The 25,844-nt window shown below is 69.5% G+C and carries 23 protein-coding genes; 21 read left to right on the top strand and 2 right to left on the bottom strand.

The window, feature by feature from the left end; all coding sequences use genetic code 11:
- Window positions 1-124: 124 nt before the first annotated feature.
- The 6 genes from ASD84_RS11240 to ASD84_RS11215 all read left to right on the top strand — a co-directional run bounded on the left by ASD84_RS11240 (window position 125) and on the right by ASD84_RS11215 (window position 6,782).
- Window positions 125-1,642 (top strand): fatty acid desaturase, encoded by a 1,518-nt coding sequence (locus ASD84_RS11240; protein ID WP_235531060.1) that lies wholly within the window; start codon window positions 125-127, stop codon window positions 1,640-1,642.
- Window positions 1,639-1,833, top strand: coding sequence for a ferredoxin (locus ASD84_RS11235; RefSeq protein ID WP_056710069.1), 195 nt, complete (start codon window positions 1,639-1,641; stop codon window positions 1,831-1,833). The genes ASD84_RS11240 and ASD84_RS11235 overlap by 4 nt, the downstream gene beginning before the upstream one ends.
- A gap of 8 nt (window positions 1,834-1,841) precedes the next feature.
- Window positions 1,842-2,462 (top strand): TetR/AcrR family transcriptional regulator, encoded by a 621-nt coding sequence (locus tag ASD84_RS11230; RefSeq protein ID WP_156391769.1) that lies wholly within the window; start codon window positions 1,842-1,844, stop codon window positions 2,460-2,462.
- A gap of 54 nt (window positions 2,463-2,516) precedes the next feature.
- Window positions 2,517-3,740 carry a M15 family metallopeptidase gene (locus ASD84_RS11225; protein ID WP_056710067.1) on the top strand — a complete coding sequence of 408 codons (1,224 nt, stop codon included), beginning with the start codon at window positions 2,517-2,519 and terminating at the stop codon, window positions 3,738-3,740.
- A 119-nt stretch (window positions 3,741-3,859) separates the two neighbouring features.
- Window positions 3,860-5,023: a CaiB/BaiF CoA transferase family protein gene (locus ASD84_RS11220; RefSeq protein WP_056710937.1), complete on the top strand. Its 1,164-nt coding sequence runs from the start codon at window positions 3,860-3,862 to the stop codon at window positions 5,021-5,023.
- A gap of 256 nt (window positions 5,024-5,279) precedes the next feature.
- Window positions 5,280-6,782, top strand: coding sequence for a DEAD/DEAH box helicase (locus ASD84_RS11215; RefSeq protein WP_056710065.1), 1,503 nt, complete (start codon window positions 5,280-5,282; stop codon window positions 6,780-6,782).
- A gap of 82 nt (window positions 6,783-6,864) precedes the next feature.
- Here ASD84_RS11215 and ASD84_RS11210 read toward each other — a convergent pair whose 3' ends face one another.
- Window positions 6,865-7,599, bottom strand: a complete 735-nt coding sequence (locus ASD84_RS11210) for a MerR family transcriptional regulator (RefSeq protein ID WP_056710063.1) — start codon at window positions 7,597-7,599, stop codon at window positions 6,865-6,867.
- Window positions 7,600-7,694: 95 nt separating this feature from the next.
- Here ASD84_RS11210 and ASD84_RS11205 point away from each other — a divergent pair, with 95 nt between their 5' ends.
- Window positions 7,695-8,906, top strand: coding sequence for an acetyl-CoA C-acetyltransferase (locus tag ASD84_RS11205; RefSeq protein WP_056710061.1), 1,212 nt, complete (start codon window positions 7,695-7,697; stop codon window positions 8,904-8,906).
- Window positions 8,907-9,033: 127 nt separating this feature from the next.
- Window positions 9,034-11,226 (top strand): 3-hydroxyacyl-CoA dehydrogenase NAD-binding domain-containing protein, encoded by a 2,193-nt coding sequence (locus tag ASD84_RS11200; protein WP_056710059.1) that lies wholly within the window; start codon window positions 9,034-9,036, stop codon window positions 11,224-11,226.
- A 49-nt stretch (window positions 11,227-11,275) separates the two neighbouring features.
- On the opposite strand, the gene ASD84_RS11195 is transcribed toward ASD84_RS11200, so the two are convergent.
- Complete coding sequence (locus tag ASD84_RS11195; RefSeq protein ID WP_056710057.1) at window positions 11,276-12,625, bottom strand: PLP-dependent aminotransferase family protein; 1,350 nt, start codon at window positions 12,623-12,625, stop codon at window positions 11,276-11,278.
- Between the two features lie 138 nt (window positions 12,626-12,763).
- On the opposite strand from ASD84_RS11195, the gene ASD84_RS11190 reads away from it, so the two are divergent.
- The 13 genes from ASD84_RS11190 to ASD84_RS11130 all read left to right on the top strand — a co-directional run bounded on the left by ASD84_RS11190 (window position 12,764) and on the right by ASD84_RS11130 (window position 25,718).
- On the top strand, window positions 12,764-13,612 hold the full coding sequence (locus ASD84_RS11190) for a nitrilase-related carbon-nitrogen hydrolase (RefSeq protein ID WP_056710056.1): 849 nt from the start codon (window positions 12,764-12,766) through the stop codon (window positions 13,610-13,612).
- A gap of 10 nt (window positions 13,613-13,622) precedes the next feature.
- Window positions 13,623-15,053, top strand: coding sequence for a dihydropyrimidinase (gene hydA, locus ASD84_RS11185; protein WP_056710054.1), 1,431 nt, complete (start codon window positions 13,623-13,625; stop codon window positions 15,051-15,053).
- Window positions 15,054-15,131: 78 nt separating this feature from the next.
- On the top strand, window positions 15,132-16,154 hold the full coding sequence (locus ASD84_RS11180) for a TIGR03842 family LLM class F420-dependent oxidoreductase (protein WP_056710052.1): 1,023 nt from the start codon (window positions 15,132-15,134) through the stop codon (window positions 16,152-16,154).
- Between the two features lie 2 nt (window positions 16,155-16,156).
- Complete coding sequence (locus ASD84_RS11175; protein WP_082573291.1) at window positions 16,157-17,038, top strand: ABC transporter permease; 882 nt, start codon at window positions 16,157-16,159, stop codon at window positions 17,036-17,038.
- The gene (locus ASD84_RS11170; RefSeq protein WP_056710051.1) at window positions 17,035-17,868 is read left to right on the top strand and encodes an ABC transporter ATP-binding protein; all 834 of its coding nucleotides are present in this window, start codon (window positions 17,035-17,037) and stop codon (window positions 17,866-17,868) included. The genes ASD84_RS11175 and ASD84_RS11170 overlap by 4 nt, the downstream gene beginning before the upstream one ends.
- Complete coding sequence (locus ASD84_RS11165) at window positions 17,865-18,689, top strand: ABC transporter permease (RefSeq protein WP_082573290.1); 825 nt, start codon at window positions 17,865-17,867, stop codon at window positions 18,687-18,689. The genes ASD84_RS11170 and ASD84_RS11165 overlap by 4 nt, the downstream gene beginning before the upstream one ends.
- A gap of 45 nt (window positions 18,690-18,734) precedes the next feature.
- Window positions 18,735-19,919, top strand: coding sequence for an ABC transporter substrate-binding protein (locus tag ASD84_RS11160; RefSeq protein WP_056710048.1), 1,185 nt, complete (start codon window positions 18,735-18,737; stop codon window positions 19,917-19,919).
- A gap of 2 nt (window positions 19,920-19,921) precedes the next feature.
- Window positions 19,922-21,235, top strand: a complete 1,314-nt coding sequence (locus tag ASD84_RS25515; protein WP_056710046.1) for an aspartate aminotransferase family protein — start codon at window positions 19,922-19,924, stop codon at window positions 21,233-21,235.
- Entirely contained in the window at window positions 21,236-22,744 is a 1,509-nt protein-coding gene (locus ASD84_RS25510) for a CoA-acylating methylmalonate-semialdehyde dehydrogenase (protein WP_056710044.1), read from the top strand.
- 73 nt (window positions 22,745-22,817) lie between these two features.
- The gene (locus tag ASD84_RS11145; RefSeq protein WP_056710930.1) at window positions 22,818-23,534 is read left to right on the top strand and encodes an ABC transporter ATP-binding protein; all 717 of its coding nucleotides are present in this window, start codon (window positions 22,818-22,820) and stop codon (window positions 23,532-23,534) included.
- A 15-nt stretch (window positions 23,535-23,549) separates the two neighbouring features.
- Window positions 23,550-25,043, top strand: coding sequence for a hypothetical protein (locus tag ASD84_RS11140; RefSeq protein ID WP_056710042.1), 1,494 nt, complete (start codon window positions 23,550-23,552; stop codon window positions 25,041-25,043).
- 31 nt (window positions 25,044-25,074) lie between these two features.
- Window positions 25,075-25,341, top strand: a complete 267-nt coding sequence (locus ASD84_RS11135) for a ribbon-helix-helix protein, CopG family (protein WP_056710039.1) — start codon at window positions 25,075-25,077, stop codon at window positions 25,339-25,341.
- Window positions 25,338-25,718, top strand: a complete 381-nt coding sequence (locus ASD84_RS11130; RefSeq protein WP_056710037.1) for a type II toxin-antitoxin system VapC family toxin — start codon at window positions 25,338-25,340, stop codon at window positions 25,716-25,718. Before ASD84_RS11135 ends, ASD84_RS11130 begins: the two co-directional genes overlap by 4 nt.
- The last annotated feature ends 126 nt before the right edge of the window (window positions 25,719-25,844 follow it).

The raw sequence follows: 25,844 nt of genomic DNA, 5'->3' as shown, positions 1-25,844 counted from the left end.
CAGATCAAGGGGGGTTGTCAAATGGCCTTTACAAGTCGTACCGTCTTGTCAAGCGACAGTTGACGTCGCGGCCGCTGTGCCCGGGGAGGGACTCAGCGTGTACCCAGATGGAAGGCAGAGATCGATGGAGACCTCGAGCACCGGGATGAATCCGGAGCAGATCGGCAAGACCGTCCCTGACGGTTCCACCGAGAAGTGGAAGGACAAGAAGCGCTACCTCTGGCTGCTCGGCCTGATGGTGCCCGGGCTCGGCATCACCGCCGTGATCGCGTGGCTCTACACCGACTGGATGTGGCTGCTGCTCGCCGGTCCGATCCTGGTGAACGCGGTCATCCCGCTCCTCGACCTGGCTCTCGGCCTCGACCCGTCCAACCCTCCGGACGACGTCATGGAGGAGCTCGAGAACGACAAGTACTACCGCTGGGTGGTCTACGCGTACATCCCGCTGCAGTTCTTCATCCTGTTCGCGGGTTTCGCGATCATCGCCGGCACCAACCCCGTCGCCTGGCTCGCCGACCTCTTCGGCGCGACCAGCTGGGTCACCGACAACCTCGGCAGCGACCTGGTGCGCTCGGTCGACATGTCCTGGTACGAGAAGCTCTTCCTCGCGGTCTCGATCGCCGGCGTCCAGGGCATCGCCATCAACACGGCCCACGAGCTCGGCCACAAGAAGGAGTCCGTCGAGCGCTGGCTGTCCAAGATCGCGCTCGCGCCGACGTTCTACGGCCACTTCTACATCGAGCACAACCGTGGCCACCACGTCCGCGTCGCCACCCCCGAGGACCCCGCGTCCAGCCGTCTCGGTGAGTCCTTCTGGGCCTTCTGGCCGCGCACCGTGAGCGGCTCGCTCAAGTCGGGCTGGGAGGTCGAGGCCAAGCGTTACAAGCGCAAGGGCACGCACCCGTTCCACATCGGCAACGACGTCCTCAACGCGTGGGTGATGTCAGCCGTCCTGTACGGCGGCATGTTCGCCCTCTACGGCTGGGACATCGCGCCGTACGCACTCGTCACGATCGTGTTCGGCTTCTCCCTGCTGGAGATCATCAACTACCTCGAGCACTACGGCATGAAGCGCCAGAAGGTCGGCGAGAAGCAGCGCTACGAGCGGGTGCTGCCGATGCACAGCTGGAACAGCAACAACATCGTCACCAACCTGTTCCTCTACCACCTGCAGCGCCACAGCGACCACCACGCCAACCCGACCCGGCGCTACCAGACGCTGCGTGACTTCAAGGAGTCGCCGGCCCTGCCGACCGGGTACGCCGGCATGCTGACCCTCGCCCTGTTCCCGCCGCTGTGGCGCAGGGTGATGGACCACCGGGTGGTCGAGCACCTCGACGGTGACGTGACCCTGGCCAACATCCACCCGAGGAAGGTGGCGAAGTACCTCGCGAAGTTCCCGCCGCCGGCCGAGCACGTCCAGCACGAGGACCACTGGCTGCAGAAGCACGAGGGCGAGATCCTGGCTGCGAAGTGCCCCGGTTGTTCCTACGTCTACGAGGTGGCGGCGGGCGACGAGCACCAGGGCTTCCCGGCCGGCATGGCATGGTCGGACATCCCCGAGGACTGGTTCTGCCCCGACTGCGGCGTGCGCGACAAGGCAGACTTCATTCCCTTCGACCCGGATAAGGTGCAGGCATGAAAATCGTTGCCGACCTGAACAAGTGCGAGGGCCTCGGCATGTGCGAGGCGATGGCCAACGACTACTTCATGGTCGACGAGGACGAGGACCAGGTCGAGGTGCTCGACGACTCGCCGCCGGAGAAGGATCGCGCGCACGTCTACGCCGCCGTCCAGGCCTGCCCCGTCCTCGCGCTCACCCTGGAAGGCTGAGCTCACCGATGTCGATTCTCGTGGGTCGCCCCGCGAAGGCGCACGAGGTTGCCTCCCCGGACGGGGAGGCGGCCTCGTCGCTGCGCGAGCGCATGATCGATGCCGCGGTCGGGGTGATGACCAGCGCCGGGTGGGCGAAGGTCACCATGGCCCGCCTGGCCGACGAGGTCGGCGTCAGCCGGCAGACGGTCTACAACGAGATCGGCACCAAGAACGACCTCGCCGAGGCGATGGTCATGCGCGAGCTGGACCGGTTCCTCGCCGGCGTGACCCGCTCGTTCGACGAGAACCCCGGCGACCTGATCAACGCGATCCGCGCCTCGGCACGCCGCGTCCTCAAGTACGCCCAGAACAACGCCCTGCTCCACGCGGTCGTGTCCGCCACCCATGGCGCCGACACCGAGCTGCTGCCGTTGTTGACCACCCATTCCGAGTACCTCCTCGAGGGAGCCAAGGCCGTCGTCTCGGAGCGCGTGGCGTCGTACGACCTCAACCTGCCGGAGGGACGGCTCGACGCGAGCATCGACATGGTGGTCCGTCTGGTGCTCAGCCACGTCATGCAGCCCTCGGCCGACCCGGCCCGCACGGGCGATGACATCGCATGGATCGCTGAACGTGTCCTGAGGTGACCGGTATCCTCCCTGTGGGAGGACTGCCGGGTCACCGGTGGCAGGGAAGGGACAATGGCGTTGGGGCGAGGACGCGTACGGCTGACGGCTGGGCTGTCGGCCGTCGTCGTCGCGACGCTGATGGTCGGTTGCGGAACGCCTGAGAAGGGCACGCCCGAGGCCAAGGCGAGCAAGGCCGCCGCGTCCACGACCGCGGTCTCCACCGACGCGGCCGACCCGTCCCACGCCGTGGCGCCGCCCGGCAAGTTCGACGGCACGCAGTTCGGCGACGACCTCCTCCTGGTCAGCAACAAGACGATCCCCGCGGACGTCCTCAAGCAGATCACCGGCGTGAAGGTGAAGAAGAAGGTGGGCGTCGCCGCCTACACCCAGCTCTCCTACGGACAGTTCTCGGTCGAGAACAAGCTGTTCAACATCGCCGCAGTGGACCCGGCGGAGTACCGCCGGTTCGCCGGCCCGAACAGCGCGAAGTTCCAGGAGCAGTGGGACCGGATCGCCGGGGGCGAGGTCTCCGTCGCGGTGCACCTGCAGCAGGAGCTCCCGATCGACGGCAAGGGCTACCTCGCCGTCGGCAAGCAGGACATCCACGTCGGCTCGTGGGACCGCGAAGGGGTCGACAGCGTCGACGCGGTGGTCAACGAGAAGTGGGGCGAGGAGCTCGGCCTGCCCGAGGACAACGCCGTACTGATCAACACCGGCATCACCTCACCCCAGGCGGTGCGCAAGGTCATCGAGAAGGCCTTCGGCAAGGACACGTTCTCGATCACGGCGCTCGACATCGTCGCCCAGGCCGGCATCGACCTCGACACCTTCCAGAACGTCATCCCGGTCGGAGCGTTCGGCGACGCGGTCGGCGTGTTCCGCTACCGCCCGATCGGCGGCGGCCGGATCGCTCCCGACCCGGCATGGGTGCGGTCCCACATCGTCACCGAACAGGTGCCGATCCTGGGCCGGGTCACCTGCAACAAGTTCATGATGCCGCAGCTCAAGGCCGCCCTCGCCGAGGTCGTCACGAGCAAGCTGGCCGACAAGATCCACCCCGGTGAGTACGCCGGCTGCTACTACCCGCGTTTCATCGCCGGGTCCTCGTCACTGTCGAACCACTCGTTCGGCCTCGCGCTCGACATGAACGTGCCGGGCAACCAGCGGGGCACCGTCGGTCAGATGGACCGCGCGATCGTCGCGATCTTCAAGCGGTGGGGTTTCGCCTGGGGTGGCGACTGGGCGTTCACCGACCCGATGCACTTCGAGCTGTCCCGCATCGTCAACCCGGGCTGACCGGTGGTCGAGGAGGTTGCGCAGCAACCGTCTCGAGACCCCGCTCGTTTCTCCGGAGCGCTCCGGAGCGCTCCGGACAGTGACACCAACGCTGTCACGTTCGTGCCATGATGCGCACCATGACGTTCGCACTGGGTCAGGGAACCGGTCCGCTCAAGGGCCTCAAGGTCGTCGAGATCGCCGGGATCGGGCCGAGCCCGCACGCGTGCATGATCCTCGCCGACCTCGGCGCCGACGTGATCCGCGTCGAGCGGCCCGGTGGCCAGATGCTGAGCGGCGGCTCGCACGACCTGCTCAACCGTGGTCGGCCGAGCATCGCGCTGAACCTCAAGGACCCCGAAGCGGTCGCGACCGTTCTGGACCTGGTCGCCGAGGCGGACGTCCTCGTGGAGGGCATGCGCCCCGGCGTCACCGAGCGTCTCGGCCTCGGTCCGGAGGACTGCCACGCTCGCAACCCGCGCCTGGTCTACGGGCGGATGACCGGCTGGGGCCAGGACGGCCCGTGGTCGCAGGTCGCCGGCCACGACATGAACTACATCGCCATCACCGGCACCCTGCACGGCCTGGGCCAGAGCAAGGACAAGCCGCAGTTCCCGACCAACCTCGTCGGCGACTTCGGTGGCGGGTCGACGTACCTCGTCATCGGCATCCTGGCCGCGATCTTCGAGGCGAAGGCCTCCGGCCAGGGTCAGGTCGTCGACGCCGCGATCGTCGACGGCACCGCGAGCCTCAACGCCATGACCTCCGCGTTCCTTGCCGGCAACGGCTTCAAGGAGGAGCGGGCCTCGAACATGCTCGACGGCGGGGCGCCGTACTACGACATCTACGAGACTTCCGATGGTGAGCACCTGTCGGTCGGCGCCCTGGAGCCGCAGTTCTACGAGCTCCTCATCGACGGGCTCGGAGTCCGGGACCAGGCACCTGACCGCTGGGACGCGGAGAAGACCGACGAGCTGCGCAAGCTGTTCGCGGCGACCTTCCTGACCAGGACGCGCGACGAGTGGTGCGCGATCTTCGACGGCACCGACGCCTGCGTGGCGCCGATCCTCAAGCTCAGCGAGGCGCCCGAGCACCCGCACATCAAGGGCCGTGGCGTGTTCGTCGAGCACGAGGGGATCCTGCAGCCGCAGCCCGCCCCGCGGTTCTCCCGCACGCAGGCGACGCTCTCGCACCCGCCCGCACCCGGCGCCGGCGCCCACACCCGCGAGGCGCTCGTCGCGTGGGGCATCAAGGACGTCGACGGGCTGATCGAGCGCGGCGCCGCGGTGCAGCTCGACGGCTGATCCGTCCGGGCGGCGGCCGGGGCGTGTCACAGCCCACACCCGATCGTTGCGCGAAGATTCACCCCGCGCCCCGCCGTACCCCTAGGGTGGAGTCACCGATCCGGCCAGTCTTGCCCTGGATCCTGCGCTCCGCCCGCGGATGCGCCCTCTACCTGAGGCACCGCTTCACCGCCCGTCACCAGACGGGCAGCACGGCGAGACGCCCACATCAGGGGGCTGCGCCGAGTTGTTGCGGTCCCCGGAGAGAAACATCCCGATGACTTCCACGTTCGCCGATCTCGGCGTTCCCTCTGACCTGCTCGCCGTCCTGACGGCCGACGGGATCACCATCCCCACCCCGATCCAGGCTGCGACCCTGCCGGACTCCCTGGCTGGACGCGACGTCCTCGGCCGCGGGCGCACCGGCTCGGGCAAGACCTACGCGTTCGGTCTTCCGCTCGTTGCCCGGCTCGCCACCGCGAACCGCCGCCCGGCCCCCAAGAAGCCGCGCGCCCTCGTCCTCGCGCCGACCCGTGAGCTGGTCTCGCAGATCGCCGCGACCATCACGCCGCTCGCCAAGGCCTCCGGCCTGAGCGTCACCACCATCTTCGGTGGCGTCGGCCAGGGCCCGCAGGTCAACGCCCTGCGCCAGGGTGTCGACATCGTCATTGCCTGCCCCGGTCGCCTCGAGGACCTGATCCAGCAGCGCGCGTGCGACCTGAGCGACATCCAGGTCACCGTGCTCGACGAGGCCGACCACATGGCCGACCTCGGCTTCCTGCCCGCCGTACGACGCCTGCTGGACCAGACGCCGAAGAACGGCCAGCGGATGCTGTTCTCCGCCACGCTCGACGGCGCGATCAACGTGCTGGTGAAGCGCTTCCTCGCCAACCCGGCCGTCCACGAGGCCGACTCGGCGCAGTCGCCGGTCTCCAAGATGGACCACCACGTGCTGCACATCGAGCGCGAGCAGCGCCTCGCGGTGCTGATCGACCTGGTCAGCGCGCCGGGCCGCACGGTCGTCTTCACCCGCACCAAGCACGGCGCCAAGGGCCTGGCCCGCCAGCTCAACAGCAACGGCGTTCCCGCGGTCGACCTGCACGGCAACCTGAGCCAGGGTGCTCGTACCCGCAACATGGACGCCTTCCACAGCGGCACCGCGACCACCCTGGTGGCCACGGACATCGCCGCCCGCGGCATCCACGTCGACGACGTCTCGCTCGTCGTGCACGCGGACCCGCCGGCCGAGCACAAGGCCTACCTGCACCGCTCGGGCCGTACGGCGCGCGCCGGTGCCGCCGGCACGGTCATCACCCTGATGACCAGCGACCAGCGTCGCGACGTCAGCGACCTGACCCGGGCGGCCGGCATCAAGCCGACCACCACCCGGATCGACAACCCCAACCACCCGATGCTCAAGGAGCTCGCTCCCGGTGAGCGCTCGCGCCCCGGCGGCATCGACCTCGGCCCGGCCCCCTCGGCCGGTGGCGGCGGCAACGGTGGCGGCGGTCGCAACCGCGGCAAGTCCGGTGCGGCGAAGACCGGCACCAAGACGGGTGGCGGTCGCTCCGGCGGTGCCCCGCGCGGCAACGGCGGCGCGTCCGCCGGTGCCAAGTCCGGCTCGTCGGCCAAGTCCGGCCAGGCCGGTCAGTCGGCTGGCGGCAACCGCGGTCGGCGCAGCGGCGGCGGCGCCGGTGGTGGCGCCGGCGGTCGTGGTGGCAGCGGTGGCAACGCGAGCGGCGGCAGCCACAGCGCCGCCAGCTTCAGCGGTCGACGCTGAGCGTCACCCGCACGACAGACTGACACCGGCCCGACTCGTCTCGACGAGTCGGGCCGGTCTCAATTCCGATCTCGGGTCCGGTCTACTTCTGGCGCGGGGAGCGAGCGGCGCGGGCGACGGCCGCCTCGTAGGCCGACACGAGGCCACCGACCGAGAGCGGCTTGAGCCGCTCCATCACTTCGCGGAAGTGGTCGGACTGGGCAGCGTCGTCGTACAACGGCGCGAGCTTGTCGTTGATGACCTCGTAGAGCTCCTTGGCCATCTGCTCGCCGTGCTCCTGGTAGACGGCGGCGGCAGCCGCGGCGACCTCGCGCGGGAAGTCGAGCTCGAGCAGCCGGACGCCGATGGCCAGCTGGTTGCTCGCCACGAGGTACGACGACCCGCGCCCCCGCAGCACGCCGAGCGCCTGCAGCGTGGCGAGGTCCTCGCTCGACAGCGCCCGTCCGGCGCGGGTCTCGAGCTGTTCCCGGTCCATCTCCACGGGCAGGTCGGACTGCCAGGGGGCGAGCATCGTCCGGGCGAGCGAGATGTCCTCGGGGGTCGCGTCCTCGGGGATGCCGGCGACGTACCGCTCGATGGCCGACAGCGTGAAGCCGTGGCTCTGCAGCTCGAGCACGAGCTCGATCCGGGCCACGTGGATCGCGGAGTAGTAGCCCGACCGGCCGCGGCGGACCGGCGGCGGCACCAGCCCGCGCGAGGTGTAGAACCGCAGCGTCCGCACGCTCAGGCCGACCCGGGCGGTGAGCTCCTCGAGGGTCAGCGTGGCCTCGGATGCGTCGTGCGTCACACGGCTGTGCTGACCGTCGCTCTTGACCATGACAGTAATAGTGTCACAATCGTCTGCAGGGACACCCCATTCCAGTACGGCGCGCCCGTTGTCGCCGTATGTCACGCCAAGCAACAAGGACGGTCATGGCAGAAGCATTCGTGTACGACCACATTCGCACTCCGCGAGGACGAGGCAAGGCCAACGGCTCCCTCCACGAGTCCAAGCCGGTCGACCTCGTCGTCGGGCTGCTCGACGCACTCCAGGAGCGCAACCCGGGCCTCGACACGAACCGCATCGACGACGTCGTGCTCGGCGTGGTCTCCCCGGTCGCCGACCAGGGTGGCGACATCGCCAAGACCGCTGCGATCGCGGCCGGCCTTCCGGACACCGTTGCCGGTGTGCAGCTCAACCGCTTCTGCGCCTCCGGCCTCGAGGCCGTCAACCAGGCCGCCAGCCGCGTGCGTGGTGGGTTCGAGGACCTGATCATCGCCGGCGGCGTCGAGTCGATGAGCCGCGTCGCCATGGGCTCCGACGGTGGCGCCTGGGCCTCTGACCCGGCCACCGCGTTCAAGGCCGGCTTCGTGCCCCAGGGCATCGGCGCCGACCTGATCGCCACGATCGAGGGCTGGTCGCGTGAGGACGTCGACGCGTACGCCGCCGAGTCGCACCACCGCGCCGCCAAGGCATGGGCCAACGGCTACTACGACACCCCCGTCGTGCCCGTCAAGGACATCAACGGCCTCACCCTGCTCGACAAGGACGAGACGATCCGTCCCGACACGTCGGTCGAGAGCCTCGGCGCCCTCAAGCCGAGCTTCGCCCAGCTCGGTGCCGACGCCGGCTTCGACGACGTCGCGCTCGAGAAGTACCACTGGCTCGAGAAGATCAACCACGTCCACCACGCCGGCAACTCCTCGGGCATCGTCGACGGCGCCGCGCTGACCCTGATCGGCAGCGAGCAGGTCGGCAAGGACCTCGGCCTGACGCCGCGGGCGAAGATCATCGCGACCGCCGTCTCCGGCGCGGACCCGATCATCATGCTCACCGGTCCCGCCCCGGCGGCCCGCAAGGCACTGGCCAAGGCCGGCCTCGAGGTCGGCGACATCGACCTGTTCGAGATCAACGAGGCGTTCGCCGCCGTCGCGATGCGGTTCATGCGCGACATGGGCATCAGCCACGACATCACCAACGTCAACGGCGGCGCGATCGCGATGGGTCACCCGCTCGGTGCGACCGGCGCGATCATCCTCGGCACCCTGATCGACGAGCTCGAGCGGCGCGACCTGCGCCGCGGCCTCGCCACGCTCTGCGTCGGCGGCGGCATGGGCATCGCCACCATCGTGGAACTGGTCTGACCGACCTGATGTCGAGTTGGGGTTTGTCACCGTCGAGTTGGCACTTTTGCCACTGGATGCGGGACGACAAGCCACAACTCGACGGTGACAAACCCCAACTCGAGACTTCAGAAATCTAGGACATAAATTGAGCACCGAGACCCAGACCGCGGTCCGCTACGACCGCGACGCCGACGGCATCGTCACGCTGACCCTCGACGACCCCAACGCCAGCGCCAACACGATGAACGAGCTGTACATCTCCTCGATGGCCGATGCCGTCGAGCGCCTGTACGCCGAGCAGGACGACGTCACCGGCGTCGTCGTCGCCTCCGCGAAGAAGACCTTCTTCGCCGGCGGCAACCTCAAGGGCATGGTCACCACGACCAAGGCCGACGCCGCAGGCGTGTTCCAGATGGCCGAGAACGTGAAGAAGGCGCTGCGTCGCCTGGAGCTGTTCCCGAAGCCGGTCGTCTCCGCGATCAACGGCGCCGCGCTCGGCGGTGGCTACGAGATCACCCTCGCGACCCAGCACCGGATCCTCGTCAACGACCGCAAGATCAAGGTCGGCCTCCCCGAGGCCACCCTGGGCCTGCTGCCGGGCGGCGGCGGCGTGGTCCGCACGGTCCGCAAGTTCGGCTTGCAGTCCGCGCTGATGGACGTGCTCCTCCAGGGCACCCAGTTCGACCCGGAGACGGCGCTGAAGAAGGGCATCGTCGACGAGCTCGTCGACAGCCAGGATGCGCTGATCCCCGCTGCGAAGGCATGGATCAAGGCCAACCCCGAAGCCGCGCTGAACCCGTGGGACGCCCCCGGCTACAAGATGCCCGGTGGCACCCCGAAGTCTCCGGCCCTCGCCGGCTTCCTGCCGGCCTTCCCGGCCCTGCTCCGCAAGCAGGTCAAGGGAGCCGACTACCCCGCGCCGCGGGCGATCCTCTCGGCCGCGGTCGAGGGTGCGAACGTCGACTTCGACACCGCCTCGCGGATCGAGTCGCGCTACCTGACGAACCTGATCGTCAACCAGGACTCGAAGAACATGATCCAGGCGTTCTTCTTCGACCTGCAGGCGATCAACTCCGGTTCGCTCCGTCCCCAGGGCATCGAGCCGTGGAAGCCCACCAAGGTCGGCGTCCTCGGCGCGGGCATGATGGGCGCGGGCATCGCCTACGTCTGTGCGAAGGCCGGTTTCGAGGTCGTCCTCAAGGACGTCGCCGTCGAGAACGCCGAGAAGGGCAAGGCGTACTCCGAGGCCATTCTCGACAAGGCGATCTCCCGTGGGAAGTCCACCGAGGAGAAGAAGGCCGAGCTGCTCGGCCGGATCACGGCGACCGCTGACCCGGCCGACCTGACCGGCGTCGACCTGGTCATCGAGGCCGTGTTCGAGGACCCGGCCCTCAAGGCCAAGGTCTTCGCCGAGATCGCACCGTTCATCAACAAGGACGCGCTGCTCTGCTCCAACACGTCCACCCTGCCGATCTCCCAGCTCGCCGAGGGTGTCGACCGTCCGGCCGACTTCATCGGGCTGCACTTCTTCTCCCCCGTGGACAAGATGCCGCTCGTCGAGATCATCACCGGCAAGGAGACCAACGACGTCGCGCTGGCCAAGGCGTACGACGTCGTGCAGCTGATCCGCAAGACGCCGATCGTCGTCAACGACAGCCGCGGCTTCTACACCTCGCGGGTCATCGGCTTCATGGTCAACGAGGGCATGGCGATGCTCGCCGAGGGCGTGGCGCCGTACTCCATCGAGCGCGCGACCACCTCGGCCGGCTACCCGGCCCCGGTGCTGCAGCTCTCCGACGAGCTCAACCTCGAGCTGATGGGCAAGATCGCCAAGGCCACCCGCGAGGGCGAAGAGGCGGCGGGCAACACGTACGTCGAGCACCCGGGCATCGCCGTCGTCCAGAAGATGCTGGACGCCGGTCGTCCCGGTCGCCTGCGTGGCGCCGGCTTCTACGACTACGTGGACGGCAAGCGTGGCTCGATCTCCACCGAGCTCGCGACCCTGTTCCCCGTCGCCGAGGAGCAGCCGCCGATCCAGGACATCCGGGACCGGATGCTCTTCGCCGAGGCGCTCGAGACCGCGAAGACCTTCGAGGAGGGCGTCATCACCTCGGCGGCCGCCGCGAACATCGGCTCGATCATGGGCATCGGCTTCCCGCCGAACACCGGTGGTGCCGCGCAGTTCATGACCGGCTACGAGAACAAGGCGACCGGCGAGATCGGCCTGTCCGCGTTCATCGCGCGTGCCGACGAGCTGGCCGCGAAGTACGGCGAGCGCTTCCAGGCCACCGCCTGGCTGCGTGACCTGGCCGCCTCGGGCGGTTCGTTCCCCGCCTGATCCATCGGAAGCGCCTCGGCACGAGAGTGTCGAGGCGCTTCTGGCGTTTTCACACCGCGACGACCGCCTCGGCGATCGCAGCGGCGACGTCGGCCGCGTCGTCGGGGGAGACCAGGCCGGTGGTGACCCGCACGAACGCCTCGCCCGTGGCCGCGGAGTCACCGGCGAGGAAGGGTGTGCCGCCCGCTGCCCGGATGCCGGAGGCGGACAGGTGCACCAGGGCGGCCCGTTCGTCCCGGACCGGGAGCCAGAGGTTGATGCCGTCCGGGGCTGCCACCTCGACGCCGTGCGTGGCCAGCGCGGCGACGATCGTGCGCTGCCGTGCGAAGTACTGACGGCGGGCCTCCCCGACCTCGTCCATCGACTGCGACGAGGTGAGCAGGTCGAGCAGGATCGTCTGCACCATCCGCGAGGTCCACGCGGGTCCGAGCATGCGGCGCGCGACGACGCGGTCGATGAGCGACGCGGGTCCGGACATGGCGGCGATCCGCAGGTCGGGCCCGTGGGACTTGGAGTAGGACCGGACGTGCACCACCTGGTCCGGCAGCCAGCTGCCGAGGGTGACGTCGGGTGAGGTGCTGATCCCGGCGGAGTGGTCGTCCTCGATGATCACGGGCGGCCCGGTCGTCGAGCGGCGGAGCACCCGGACCAGCTGTTGGGCGCGAGCCGCGTCGATCGCCACGCCGGTCGGGTTGTGGGCGCGGGGCTGGAGCAGCACGGCGGCCGGGCGGGTGCGCAGCGCGGCCCGCAGGGCATCGGGCCGTACGCCGCGGTCGTCCAGCTCGACGGGCACGATCTCGCCGCCGAGGGCCTCGACGAGATCGAAGAACGGCGGGAAGCCGGGCGACTCGAGCACCACGCGGTCGCCGTACCCGACCACCTGCTCGAGGGTGCGGGTGATGCCGTCGGTCGCGCCGTCGACGACCGTCAGCGCCTCGGCGGCGTACGGCCACGACGCCCGCAGCACGGTCCGCAGCTCGGGGAGCACCGGCTCGTCCTGGTAGGTCAGGGTGCCGGCCCGCTCCGAGACCCGGCGCAGCGCAGGCGCCAGGGAGGGCAGCAGCCGGGGGTCGGGTGTGCCGCGGGAGAGGTCGAGGCGCAGGCCGTCGGGGCCGGCGCCGACGAGCTCGCGATGGCGCGGGGAGAGCCAGGGGGTCGGGATGTCCTGGACGTAGGTCCCGGCGCGGCCGCGCGACACCACCGCTCCGGTACGACGAAGCGCCTGCCACGCCGCGGACACGGTGGCCGGTGACACGCCCAGCTCGGCGGCGACCTCCCGCACGGTCGGGAGCCGGTCGCCGGGGAGCAGCTCACCGGCGCGGATGGCACGGCTGAACGCCCCCGCGATCCCGGACGGGGAGCGGTCCTCGAGGGAAGCCAGGTCCGGTGCACGACCCACGACGGCGACCTCCTCGGTGTACCGGTTTTGCGGGAGAACCTTGACAGGAGAGAAATACAAGCGAAATGTTCAACCCGAAGGATAACGAATAACGGGAAGTACCGCTCCCCTCACCCCAACCCCCATTGGAGGTGCACGTTGACCATCGTGCGCGCAGCGATCAGCCAGACCACCTGGACGGGCGACAAGGACTCGATGCTGGACCGGCACGAGCAGTTCGCGCGCGACGCCGCGGCGCAGGGTGCCCAGGTGATGTGCTTCCAGGAGCTCTTCTACGGCCCCTACTTCGGCATCACCCAGGACCAGAAGTACTACCGCTACGCCGAGCCGGCCGACGGCCCGGTCGTGCAGCGTTTCGCCGCCCTGGCCAAGGAGCTCGGCCAGGTGATGGTGCTCCCGATCTACGAGGAGGAGCAGACCGGCGTCTACTACAACACGACGGTCGTGGTCGACGCCGACGGCACGATCCTCGGCAAGTACCGCAAGAACCACATCCCGCACGTCGAGAAGTTCTGGGAGAAGTTCTACTTCCGTCCCGGCAACCTGGGCTACCCGGTCTTCGACACCGCGGTCGGCAAGGTCGGCACCTACATCTGCTACGACCGGCACTTCCCCGAGGGCTGGCGCGAGCTCGGCCTGAACGGGGCGCACATCGTCTTCAACCCCAACGCCACCAAGCCCGGCCTGTCGAACCGGCTGTGGGAGGTGGAGGGCCCGTGCGCCGCCGTCGCCAACGGGTACTTCGTTCTCCAGCCCAACCGCGTCGGCCTCGAGGACAACGAGTACGGCGACGAGGCGGTCAACTTCTACGGCACCAGCCAGGTGATCGACCCGCGCGGCAACTTCGTCGGCGACGTGGGCTCGAGCGACAAGGAGGAGCTGCTCGTCCGCGACCTCGATCTCGACATGGTCCAGCAGATGCGCGACGACTGGCAGTTCTACCGCGACCGCCGGCCCGACTCGTACGCCGCCATCGCCCGGCCCTGAGGGGGAAACCATGACCATCCTGATCAAGGGCGGCACGGTCGTGAACGCGACCGGCACCGTAGTCGCCGACGTCCTCGTGGACGGCGAGAAGATCGTCGCGCTGCTCACGCCCGGCACCGAGCCGCTCGGGGCGATCGCCGCCGACAAGGTCATCGACGCGACCGGGAAGTACGTCATCCCCGGCGGCATCGACGCGCACACCCACATGCAGCTGCCCTTCGGCGGCACCCAGGCCAGCGACACCTTCGAGACCGGTACGACGGCCGCCGCGTGGGGTGGCACGACGTCGATCATCGACTTCGCGGTCCAGAAGACGGGCGAGCGGGTGCAGGACGGCCTGGCCCACTGGCACGAGCTCGCGGCCGGCAACTGCGCGATCGACTACGGCTTCCACCAGATCATCGGCGGCGTCGACGACGACTCCCTGAAGGCGATGGACGGGCTGATCGACGAGGGCATCACGTCGTACAAGCTCTTCATGGCCTACCCCGGCGTCTTCTACAGCGACGACGCGCAGATCCTGCGCGCCATGCAGAAGGCCCGTGAGCTCGGGCTGATGACGATGATGCACGCCGAGAACGGTCCGGCGATCGACGTCCTCGCCGCGCAGCTCGCAGAGGCCGGCAAGACCGGGCCGTACTTCCACGGCATTGCGCGCGCCTGGCAGATGGAGGAGGAGGCCACGCACCGCGCGATCATGCTGAGCGACCTCACCGGGGCGCCGCTGTACATCGTCCACATGAGCGCGAAACAGGCCGTCGAGCAGGTGGCGTGGGCGCGCGACAAGGGCAAGAACGTCTTCGGCGAGACCTGTCCGCAGTACCTCTACCTCTCCCTCGAGAAGCAGCTCGGGGCACGGAGCGAGGAGTGGGGCGACTTCGAAGGCGCCAAGTGGGTCTGCTCGACGCCTCTGCGCTCGGAGGAGGAGGGCCACCTCGAGGCGATGTGGCAGGGCCTGCGCACCAACGACCTGCAGATGGTGTCGACCGACCACTGCCCGTTCTGCATGAAGGACCAGAAGGAGCTCGGCAAGGACGACTTCCGGGCGATCCCCAACGGCATCGGGTCGATCGAGCACCGCGTCGACCTGCTCTACCAGGGCGTCGTCGACGGCCGGATCTCCCTGTCGCGGTGGGTGGAGCTGATCGCCACCACCCCGGCGCGGATGTTCGGGCTCTACGGGCGCAAGGGCGTCATCCAGCCCGGCGCGGACGCCGACATCGTCGTCTACGACCCGAACGGCCACACCTCCATCGGGCTCGGTGAGGGCAGGACGCACCACATGAACATGGACCACTCCGCGTGGGAGGGCTTCGAGATCGACGGCCACGTCGACGTCACGATCTCCCGCGGCACGGTCCTCGTGGAGGACGGCCAGTTCAAGGGGACCAAGGGCCACGGGCAGTTCCTCAAGCGCGATCTGACGCAGTACCTGGTGTAGCGCGTCTCGATACGCCTCGCCTGGCGGCTCGGCTACTCGACGAACTTGTTCCGCTGGTCGACGAACTTAGGAGTGAAGATGGATTTCGGTGTCGTACTGCAGACCAACCCGCCGGCCTGGCGGACCGTCGGTCTCGCGAAGCAGGCGGAGGAGCACGGGTTCGACTACGTGTGGACCTTCGACTCCCACCTGCTCTGGCAGGAGCCCTACGTCATCTTCTCGGCGATCCTGGCCGAGACGAACCGGATCATCGTCGGGCCGATGGTGACCAACCCGGCCACCCGGGACTGGACCGTCACGGCGTCGGTGTTCGCCACCCTCAACGAGATGTACGGCAACCGCACCGTGGTCGGCATGGGTCGCGGTGACTCGGCGGTCCGCGTGCTCAACGGCAAGCCGTGCACGCTGAAGGAGGTCCGCGACGCCACCCACGTGATCCGCGAGCTCGGCAACTGCCGACCGGTCGAGCACAACGGCGCGACCCTGCAGTTCCCGTGGGCGCGGTCCTCCGCGCTCGAGGTGTGGATCGCGGCGTACGGGCCACTGGCGCTCAAGGCCGCCGGTGAGGCGGGCGACGGGTTCATCCTGCAGCTCGGTGACGTCGACGTCGCGAAGTGGATGATCGAGCAGGTCAGGACGGCGGCCTCCAACGCCGGACGCGACCCCGATGCGCTGACCTTCTGCGTGGCCGCGCCGGCGTACGTCGGCAGCGAGGACCAGATGGACCACATGCGCTCCCAGACGCGCTGGTTCGGCGGGATGGTCGGCAACCACATCGCCGACATCGTGGAGAAGTACGGCGACGACGGCGAGTTCCCGAAGGTCCTCGTCGACTACATCAAGGGCCGGACCGGCTACGACTACAACACCCACGGCAAGGCCGACAACGACCACGTCGACTTCGTGCCCGACGAGATCGTCGACCGGTTCTGCATCCTCGGCACCCCCGAGCAGCACATCGCGAAGCTCAAGGAGCTCAAGGACATCGGCGTCGACCAGTTCGCCGTCTACCTCCAGCACGACAACAAGGAGGAGACCCTGCGTCTCTACGGCGAGTCGATCATGCCGGCACTCCGCGAGCACGTGACGGCGAAGGCCTGACGTTGGCACAGATCTGGACCCGTTTCCGCGCGGTCATCCTGGGCGCTGTCGGCGTCGCCGCGGTCGTCGCGAGCTGGGACCTCTACAAGGCGCTCGGACCGGAGCAGGGGGTGCTGATCGGCGACACCCGGATCCTGCCGCGCACGACCGACCTGGCGATGCCGCACTCGTGGGAGATGCTGCAGCGGTTCACCGAGCCGGTGACCTCGCTGGCCGGCGCCCCCGACGCCTTCTCCACGGTGTACGACGCCAGCATGTTCTCGCTCGGACTGGCAGCCCGTGGCTGGCTGATCGGTGTGGTCGTCGGACTGCTGCTCGCGCTGGTGATGAGCCGCTTCCGCATCATCGAGTCGGCGTTGCTGCCGTGGGTGGTGCTGAGCCAGACGGTGCCGCTGATCGCGATCGCACCGCTCGTGCGGCGCTGGGGATCGGCCGTCGAGATCGGTGGGCACGTGTGGACGAGCGAGGACTCGGTGGCCGTGATCGCCGCCTACCTCGCGTTCTTCCCGGTGGCCGTCGGCGCGCTGCGTGGACTGAAGTCGCCCGAGGCCACGCACCTCGACCTGATGCGTGCCTTCGGGATCGGTTGGTGGCGCACCCTGCTGACCCTGCGGATCCCGGCGAGCGTGCCGTACCTGCTGCCGGCGCTGCGCCTCGGCGCCGCGAGCGCGGTGATCGGCGCGGTCGTCGCCGAGGTCTCGATCGGCCTCAAGGGTGGCCTGGGCCGGATGGTCATCGACTATGCCGTCGCTGCCAGTGGTGACCCGGCCAAGCCCTGGGCGCCCATCTTCGGTGCCGTCGCCATCGGCCTGGTGGCTGCGGGCGCCATCGGCCTGCTGGGACTGGCCCTCCGACCGTTCCGACTGACAGGAGTCGCGCAGTGAACCATCTGGGGACCGACCCGGCGATCGAGGCGCGCGGTGTCCACCGCATCTTCGGCAAGGGGCGCAAGCAGGTCGACGCGCTCACGGACGTCGACCTGACGGTCGCTGACGGAGAGTTCGTCTCCCTGATCGGCCCCAGTGGTTGCGGCAAGAGCACCCTGCTGCGGCTCGTCGCGGACCTCGACGCCGCGACCTCCGGGACGATCACGGTCTTCGGCAAGACGGCTCGCCAGGCCCGACTGGACCAGGAGTACGGCATCGCCTTCCAGCAGTCCGGCCTGCTGCCGTGGCGCACCGTGGCCGGCAACGTCGAGCTGCCGCTCAAGCTGCACGGCGTCCCCGCCGAGGTACGGCGCCAGCGGGTGGCGGAGCTCCTCGAGCTGATCGGCCTGACCGACTTCGCGAAGAGCCACCCCGACCAGCTGTCGGGCGGGATGCAGCAGCGCGTCGCCATCGCCCGCGCGCTGGCGGAGAGCCCGCGCCTGCTGCTGATGGACGAACCCTTCGGAGCGCTCGACGAGATCACCCGCGAGCGGATGCAGAACGAGCTGGTCCGGATCTGCGCCGAGACCGGCGCCGCCGTCCTCTTCGTGACCCACTCGATCCCCGAGGCGGTCTTCCTGTCCGACCGGGTGGTGGTGATGTCGCCGCGTCCCGGCCGGATCACCGGTGTCGTCGACGTCCGCGCCGACGGCATGGTCCCGGCCCACGACCGCTCGGCCGGCGCCCGTGACGAGGAGGGCTTCTTCCGCGCGGTCGGCGAGGTGCGGGCCCTGCTGCACGGCACCCCGGAACAGGCCGTGGCTGCGCGAGGAGTCGACACACGATGACCACCGTCGCGCAGGTCTCGCCCGCCAAGGACACCCGCGCCCGGCTGCCCATCGCCGAGCTGCGGTGGAGCACGGTCCTGGCGCCGCTGGTCGTCGGTGTCCTGGCGATCGCGGCGTGGGAGTGGCTGGTCGACTCCCTCGAGATCGAGCCGTTCGTGCTGCCCGCGCCCAGCGCGATCTGGGACCAGATCACCCTCAACTTCGACAGCATCGTCAAGGGCGCCACGGTCACCGGTCGCAATGCCCTGATCGGCACCCTGGCGGGTGCGGTGATCGGGGTCGCCGGCGCGATGCTGGCCGGGACCTTCCGGTTCCTGGACCAGATGGCCGCCCCTGTGGTCGCCGCCCTCGCGGTGATCCCGATCGTCGCGCTGGCCCCGGTGCTCTACTCGATGTACGGCGCCGCGGTCGACACCGGCCGGATCATCGTGGCCGGCCTGTCGGTGTCGATCCCGGTCTACCTCAACACCCTGCGCGGACTGCGCCAGGTGAAGGCCGTCCATCGCGACCTGATGACCGCCTACGCCGCCGGGCCGCTGCAGGTGATCCGGAGCGTCACGTTGCCGACGGCGACGCCGTACGTCTTCACGGGACTGCGGGTGGCGTCCTCACTGGCCGTGATCGCGGCGCTGATCGCGGAGTACTTCGGTGGCCCGATCGGCGGGCTCGGCAAGTCGATCACCTCGTCGGCGGCCAGCAGCAACTACCCGCTGGCGTGGGCCTACGTGTCCGGAGCGATCGTGCTCGGCCTGCTCTTCTACGTCGTCACCCTGCTCGTCGAGCTGTGGTTCTCCCGCCACCACCGTCCCACCGCTGGTTGAACACCCCCCGAGTCTCGGAACCCCCTGAGGAAAACAGGAGATCCAATGAAGAAACCAACACTGAAGCTGGGCGTCGCCGTTGCCGCCCTCGCACTGGTCGCCTCCGGATGTGGGAGCGACGACGGGAAGAACTCCTCGGAGGTCGACGTCGCGGCCAACAAGGACTGCGCGGAGCGCACCCAGGAGGCGCGGGACGCGGATGAGCTGGACGAGGTGTCGCTGCAGCTCCAGTGGGTCTCGCAGGCCCAGTTCGCGGGCTACTACGCCGCGGTCGCGGAGTGCTTCTACGTCGACGAGGGTCTCGACGTGAAGATCGTCGAGGGCGGTGTCGACATCGTCCCGCAGGACGTGCTGGCGTCCGGCGACGTCGACTACGCGATCTCGTGGGTGCCGAAGGTCCTCGGTTCGATCGAGCAGGGCGCCAAGATCACGAACGTCGCGCAGATCTTCGAGCGCAGCGCCACGACCCAGATCTCCTTCAAGGACAAGGACATCACCAAGCCCGCGGACCTGAAGGGCAAGGCGGTCGGCAGCTGGGGCTTCGGCAACGAGTGGGAGCTCTTCGCCGGCATGCAGGAGGCCGGGGTCGGTGTCGGTGACATCAACCTGGTGCAGCAGGCGTTCGACATGAACGCCTTCCTCGCCGGCGACATCGATGCCGCGCAGGCGATGACCTACAACGAGTACGCCCAGGTGCTGGAGACGGTGAACCCGGACACGGGCAAGCTCTACACCCCTGCGGACCTCAACGTCATCGACTGGAACGACGTCGGCTCCGCGATGCTCCAGGACGCCATCTGGGCGCAGACCGAGAAGCTCTCCGACGCCGACTACGAGGCGCAGACCGTGGCCTTCATCAAGGCCTCCATCAAGGGCTGGGCCTTCGTCCGCGACAACCCCGAGGACGGCGCGAAGATCGTGGCGGAGTCGGGCTCCGAGCTCGGCACCAGCCACCAGCTCTGGATGACCAACGAGGTCAACAAGCTGCTGTGGCCCTCCACCAACGGCGTCGGGATCATCGACGACGCCGCCTGGAAGCAGACCGTCGACATCGCGCTCCACACGAAGAACGAGACGGGCGCATCGATCATCAGCAAGGAACCGCCGGCCTCGGCCCACACCAACGAGTACGTCGAGAAGGCACTCGCCGAGCTCGAGGCGGACGGCGTGGACACCAAGGGCGCCGGCTTCAAGCCGATCGAGGTCGAGCTCAAGGAAGGCGGCAAGTAGCCATGTCCGAGGACCGAGACACCCTCGCGACGGAGCTCGACCACGAGCACGTCTTCCACTCGTGGAGCGCGCAGGCGGCGCTCGCGCCCCTCGTCGTCGCGGGGGGTCTCGGTACCCGCGTCTGGGACCACGCCGGCCGGAGCTACCTCGACTTCGCCAGCCAGCTGGTCAACGTCAACATCGGGCACCAGCACCCGTCGGTCGTCGCGGGGATCCAGGAGCAGGCGGCCACCCTGGCGACGATCGGGCCGGCGACCGCCAACCTCACCCGTGGCGAGGCCGCCCGGAGGATCGCGGCGCGCGCCCCCGAGGGCATGAACAAGGTGTTCTTCACCAACGGCGGTGCCGACGCCAACGAGAACGCCATCCGGATGGCGCGGCTGCACACGGGCCGCGACAAGGTCGTGTCGACGTACCGCTCCTATCACGGCAACACCGGGGCAGCGATCGTCTCCACGGGCGACTGGCGACGGCTGCCCAACGAGTACGCGCGCGGACACGTGCACGTGTTCGGTCCCTATCTCTACCGGTCGGAGTTCTGGTCCACCACGCCCGAGGAGGAGGCGGAGCGGGCGCTGCGCCACCTGCGCCGGGTGGTCGAGTGCGAGGGGCCGCAGAGTGTGGCCGCGATCCTGCTGGAGACCATCCCCGGTACGGCGGGCGTGCTGGTGCCGCCGCCCGGCTACCTCGCGGGCGTGCGGGCCCTCGCCGACGAGCACGGGATCATGCTCATCCTCGACGAGGTGATGGCCGGCTTCGGTCGGGCGGGGGAGTGGTTCGCGTTCGACGCGTTCGACGTCACCCCGGACCTCGTCGTGTTCGCGAAGGGGGTCAACTCCGGCTACGTGCCCGTCGGCGGCGTGGTGCTGAGCGATGTCATCGCGAAGACCTTCGACGACCGGGTCTTCCCCGGCGGGCTCACCTACAGCGGCCACCCGCTTGCGGCCGCATCCATCGTCGCCTCGATCGATGCCATGGAGAGCGAGGGCATCGTCGAGCACGCGAAGAAGATCGGTGCCGAGGTGATCGGCCCCGGCCTGGACGTCCTTGCCGACAAGCACCCGGTGATCGGCGAGGTCCGCGGCACCGGAGTCTTCTGGGCCGTGGAGCTGGTCGCCGACCGTGCGACCCGCGCCCCCCTGCCCGCCGCGCTGATGGGGCGGGCCAAGGCCGAGCTGCTCGGCCGTGGCCTGATCCCCTTCACCGCCGACAACCGCATCCATGTCGTCCCGCCCTGTGTCGTGACCGCCGACGAGGTGGCCGAGGCCCTGGCGACGTACGACGCCGTACTCACCCTGCTCGACGAGGAGCTCTAGATGTCTGACACCACGCAACTGCCCGTTCTCGACCACTGGATCGCCGGCGGCCCCGATGCCGGCGTCTCGCCCCGAACGGGACCCGTCTACGACCCCGCGCTGGGACAGGTCTCCAAGCATGTCCGCTACGGCAGCGCCGAGGACATCGGCCGTGCCGTCGCGGTGGCGAAGGAGGCGTTCGCGAGCTGGGGACAGGTCTCGATCACCCGTCGCCAGCAGGTGTTGTTCGGGTTCCGCGAGCTGCTCAACTCCCGCAAGGACGAGCTCGCCGCGATCCTGACCTCCGAGCACGGCAAGGTGCTGTCGGACGCCGCCGGTGAGGTCGCCCGCGGGCTGGAGGTCGTCGAGTTCGCCTGCGCGATGCCGCAGCTGGCGAAGGGGGCGTTCTCGCAGAACGTCTCGACCGACGTCGACGTCTACTCCCTCAAGGAGCCGCTCGGCGTCGTCGGCATCATCAGCCCGTTCAACTTCCCGGCGATGGTGCCGCTGTGGTTCTTCCCGATCGCGATCGCGACCGGGAACACCGTGGTCCTCAAGCCCAGCGAGAAGGACCCGAGCGTCGCGAACTGGATGGCCGAGCTCCTCAAGGAGGCCGGCCTGCCCGACGGTGTCTTCAACATCGTGCACGGCGACAAGGAGGCGGTGGACGCACTGCTCACCCACCCCGACGTCGCGTCGATCTCGTTCGTCGGCTCGACCCCGATCGCCCGCTACGTCTACGAGACGGCGACCTCGCACGGCAAGCGGGTGCAGGCCCTCGGCGGCGCCAAGAACCACATGCTCGTGCTGCCCGACGCCGACCTCGACCTGGTCGCGGACTCCGCGGTCAACGCCGGGTTCGGCTCGGCCGGCGAGCGCTGCATGGCGATCTCCGTCGTGGTCGCCGTCGAGCCGATCGCCGACGACCTGATCAGCCGGATCAGCGACCGGATGGGCAAGCTGGTGATCGGCGACGGTCGCCGGTCCTGCGACATGGGACCGCTGATCACCCGCGAGCACCGTGACAAGGTCGCGGGCTACCTCGACGTCGCTGCCGCTGATGGCGCCACGGTCGTCGTCGACGGGCGCGAGGTCGAGATCGACGGTGCTGCCGAGGGCTTCTGGCTCGGCCCCACGCTGATCGACAAGGTGCCGACGACCTCCACCGTCTACATCGACGAGATCTTCGGGCCGGTCCTTTCCGTGGTCCGGGTGGCGTCGTACGCCGACGGGGTGGCGTTGATCAACGCCGGCCCGTACGGCAACGGCACCGCGATCTTCACCAACGACGGCGGCGCGGCCCGGCGTTTCCAGCGGGAGGTGGAGGTCGGCATGGTCGGCATCAACGTCCCGATCCCGGTCCCGGTGGCCTACCACTCGTTCGGCGGCTGGAAGGCCTCGCTCTTCGGTGACGCCAAGGCCTACGGCCCCCAGGGCGTCGAGTTCTTCACCCGCGAGAAGGCGGTGACCTCGCGCTGGCTGGACCCCTCGCACGGCGGTCTGAACCTCGGCTTCCCGCAACACACCTGACCCGAAAGGACTAGCGCTTCCGCGCCGCTCGGCCGTTGGTCCCGCGTCCGATCCGGGCGAGGATGTGGAGGTGATGGGGAGGGGAACCCACGCCGCCATCGAGGTGTCGGGCCTGCGGGTCCAGTTCGGCACGGTAGAAGCGGTGACTGGAGTAGATCTGCGGGTCGAGCCGGGCCAGGCCATGGCCCTGCTCGGCCGCAACGGCGCGGGCAAGTCCACGACGATGCGCGTGCTGGCAGGCGTGGTGCCGCCGACCGAGGGCACCGCCTTCGTCGCGGGGTACGACGTCCGGGAGTCGACGCTCGAAGCCAAGCGCGCCGTCGGGTACTGCCCGGATGTCGGCGGGTTGGTGCCGCGCGCGACGCCGTGGGAGCACCTGCAGCTCAGCGCGCGGCTGCGCAACCTCGAGGGCTGGGAGTCGCGGGCTCGGGCGCTGCTGGAGCGCTTCGACCTCGGTCTCGTCGCGCACCGGGTGACTGCGGGCTTCAGCCACGGCATGTCGCGGCGGCTGAGCGTGGTGCTCGCGGCCCTGCACGAGCCGACGGTGCTGCTGCTCGACGAGCCGTTCGACGGGGTCGACCCGGTGGGGGTCGAAGCGACGTTCGAGGTCATCGAGGACGCCCGTGCACGCGGCGCGGGGGTGCTCGTCTCCACCCACCTGCGCGACCTCGCGGTCCAGGTGTGCGGCGAGGTCGCCGTGCTCCGCGGAGGGACCCGGATGGCCACCATCTCGTCCGGCTTCATGGCGGGCGACGACGGGGCGCGTGCGTACCGCGCCCTCCTCGCCTGATCGTCCGAGCATCCCTTGAACGAGGTCGGCCGCGCCGTCGCGGACGTGCGGCACCTGCTGTGGTTCCGGGCGGCGACCCTGAAACGGCCGCGGGCCGTCGCCGTGGCTCTCGTGGTCTTCGGCGTGGTGACGGCCCTGTCAGCGACGGTGCCGGCGTGGCTGGACATCGACGTCGATGCGGCGACCCGCGCGGCGCGCGCATTGCCCGCCGCCCTCGCCGCAGTCGCGGGGGTCAGCGTGGCGAGCGCCGTCGCCGGTGCAGGCGGGCGTGAGCTGCTGGCACGCGACCCGGCGTCGATCCACCCGATCAGCCCGGTCACCGACCACCTGGGCGCGCTGGTGCTGGCGCCGCTCAACACCGGCTGGCTGCTGCAGACCTGGTTGCTGCTGGGCCTCACCGCCGTCGTGACCGGGCCCCCGGGCCTGCTCGGCGCCCAGCTGCTGACCATGTCCTGGGTGCTGGCCGCCACCGCGCTCGGACAGACCGTGGCGTGGGGGGTCGAGTGGATCAGGCGCGGTCCGCGCGGCGTACGTCTGGTGCGCCTGGCCGTCGCCGTCGTACTTGCCCTGCTGGCGGCAGCCGGCGCCACCGATGCGCGGGCGCTGCTCGTCGCCGGACCGGCCAGGGTCACCGCCGCCGCGATCGAGGGCGGCACCGTCGTCACCGTCGCTGCACTGGTGCTCACGCTGCTCGTCACGTCCGTGGCGCTGGTGGTGCTCGGTGCTCGCCTCGCCACCCTCGCCGCCACTCGGACCCCACGTGACGAGGGCCGCCAGGAGAGCCGCACCCATGCGGCGCGCCCGATGGGCGGCTCCGGACTGGCGATGATGTGCCGGATCGACCGGGCCTCGGTGTGGCGCAGCGTCCCGCTGCGTCGCGGCACCCTGCTGCTCGCCCTCGCCCCCGGACTGGTCGCGCTCGCCGGTGCGATGCCGTGGTCGACCCTCATCCTGTTCCCCGGACTGGTTGCGTCCGGCTGCGTCCTGCTGTTCGGTGTGAACCTCTGGTGTCTCGACGGCCGGGGCCTGCTCTGGCGCGAGACCTTGCCGGTCACTCCCCGGACGGTCCTGCTCGCGCGGGCGTGGGTGCTCGCCGAGGTGTTGCTCGGCGCGGGACTCCTGACCATCGCGCTCGGTGCTGTGCGTGCCGGGCTGCCCACACGGGCCGAGGCCCTCGCCATCGTGCTGGCGCTGCTGGTGGTCGTCGGACAGGCCGTCTCCGCCGGGTTGCGCTGGTCGGCGAAGGCGCCGTACGCCGTCGACCTCCGCTCGGCACGCGCGACGCCCGCGCCGCCGCTTGCGATGGTCGGGTACTCGCTCCGGCTCGCTCTCGCCACCACCTTCACCGGGCTGTTCTTCGCCACGCTGGCCGCCGTCGACCGACCGGTCTGGATGCTCGAGCTGGCCGCGGTGCTGCTCGCGTTCTCCGCCGTCCGGGTCGTGCGCGCCGCGCACCGCTGGTCGGATCCGGTACGCCGGGCGGCGGTGGTGGCGGTCGTCGCGGCCTGAACTTGCCGGACGGGTGATGTAGGCTTACATCATGAGCCACCGTACCCAGATCACCTTGGAGGATGAGCAGTACGCGCGCCTCCGGGCCGAGTCTGCGCAGACCGGTCTCGGTCTGGCCGAGCTCGTCCGTCGGGCGATCAACGAGGTCTACGGGACCAGCACCACCGCTGAGCGCAAGCTCCGCCTCGAGGCCTCCTTCGGTGCGTGGGCGAGGGTCGAGCTCGACGAGGACCTCGATGGTGCCGACTACGTCGAGAGCCTCCGGGGCGGTCTCGGCGCAAGGCTGGCCCGCCAGTGACCGTGGTCGTCGACACCTCCGTGCTGATCGACCACCTCCGCGGAAAGCCTGCTGCCCGCGAAGCGCTCAGCGGCCTGATCGAGTCCGGCGAGGCGATCGTCGGCACGGTGCTCTCCCGCACCGAGGTCCTCGCTGGAATGCGGAGCGGTGAGGACGTGGGCACCCTGGCTCTGCTCGACACCCTGGAGTGGCTGCCGGTGACAGCCGACATCGCGGATCGGGCAGGTCGGTTTGCGCAGACGTATCTCCGGTCGCACACCGGGGTCGACACGGTCGACCACGTGATCGCGGCGACGGTGGAGGCGGTCGGGGGGCGGCTCTGGACCCGGAACGTGAAGCACTTCCCGATGTTCGGCGACCTCGCGGCGCCGTACTGAGTCCTGAGCGATCCGGCCTGACGATCGTCACGATTCGTGTCGTCCTGCCGCAGGACCCTTGACGCGGAGGATCTTCGCCGCTTGGGTGACGGAGGCGGAACGATCTCCGCCACCACGGCAGGACCC

It is taken from the genome of Nocardioides sp. Root682, assembly GCF_001427795.1.
GTDB lineage: Bacteria > Actinomycetota > Actinomycetes > Propionibacteriales > Nocardioidaceae > Nocardioides.
The sequence above is the reverse complement of the archived record's forward strand: the minus strand, read 5'-3'. Positions and strand labels throughout refer to the sequence as shown.

Excerpts from the sequence above, each read along its gene's own strand:
- ASD84_RS11215 (WP_056710065.1), top strand. The coding sequence starts at position 5,280 with ATGACTTCCACGTTCGCCGATCTCGGCGTTCCCTCTGACCTGCTCGCC.
- ASD84_RS11240 (WP_235531060.1), top strand. The coding sequence starts at position 125 with ATGGAGACCTCGAGCACCGGGATGAATCCGGAGCAGATCGGCAAGACC.
- ASD84_RS25515 (WP_056710046.1), top strand. The coding sequence starts at position 19,922 with ATGTCCGAGGACCGAGACACCCTCGCGACGGAGCTCGACCACGAGCAC.
- ASD84_RS11160 (WP_056710048.1), top strand. The coding sequence starts at position 18,735 with ATGAAGAAACCAACACTGAAGCTGGGCGTCGCCGTTGCCGCCCTCGCA.
- ASD84_RS11135 (WP_056710039.1), top strand. The coding sequence starts at position 25,075 with ATGAGCCACCGTACCCAGATCACCTTGGAGGATGAGCAGTACGCGCGC.
- ASD84_RS11205 (WP_056710061.1), top strand. The coding sequence starts at position 7,695 with ATGGCAGAAGCATTCGTGTACGACCACATTCGCACTCCGCGAGGACGA.
- ASD84_RS11165 (WP_082573290.1), top strand. The coding sequence starts at position 17,865 with ATGACCACCGTCGCGCAGGTCTCGCCCGCCAAGGACACCCGCGCCCGG.
- ASD84_RS11220 (WP_056710937.1), top strand. The coding sequence starts at position 3,860 with ATGACGTTCGCACTGGGTCAGGGAACCGGTCCGCTCAAGGGCCTCAAG.
- ASD84_RS11210 (WP_056710063.1), bottom strand. The coding sequence starts at position 7,599 with ATGGTCAAGAGCGACGGTCAGCACAGCCGTGTGACGCACGACGCATCC.
- ASD84_RS11145 (WP_056710930.1), top strand. The coding sequence starts at position 22,818 with ATGGGGAGGGGAACCCACGCCGCCATCGAGGTGTCGGGCCTGCGGGTC.
- ASD84_RS11235 (WP_056710069.1), top strand. The coding sequence starts at position 1,639 with ATGAAAATCGTTGCCGACCTGAACAAGTGCGAGGGCCTCGGCATGTGC.
- ASD84_RS25510 (WP_056710044.1), top strand. The coding sequence starts at position 21,236 with ATGTCTGACACCACGCAACTGCCCGTTCTCGACCACTGGATCGCCGGC.
- ASD84_RS11230 (WP_156391769.1), top strand. The coding sequence starts at position 1,842 with ATGTCGATTCTCGTGGGTCGCCCCGCGAAGGCGCACGAGGTTGCCTCC.
- ASD84_RS11180 (WP_056710052.1), top strand. The coding sequence starts at position 15,132 with ATGGATTTCGGTGTCGTACTGCAGACCAACCCGCCGGCCTGGCGGACC.
- ASD84_RS11225 (WP_056710067.1), top strand. The coding sequence starts at position 2,517 with ATGGCGTTGGGGCGAGGACGCGTACGGCTGACGGCTGGGCTGTCGGCC.
- hydA (WP_056710054.1), top strand. The coding sequence starts at position 13,623 with ATGACCATCCTGATCAAGGGCGGCACGGTCGTGAACGCGACCGGCACC.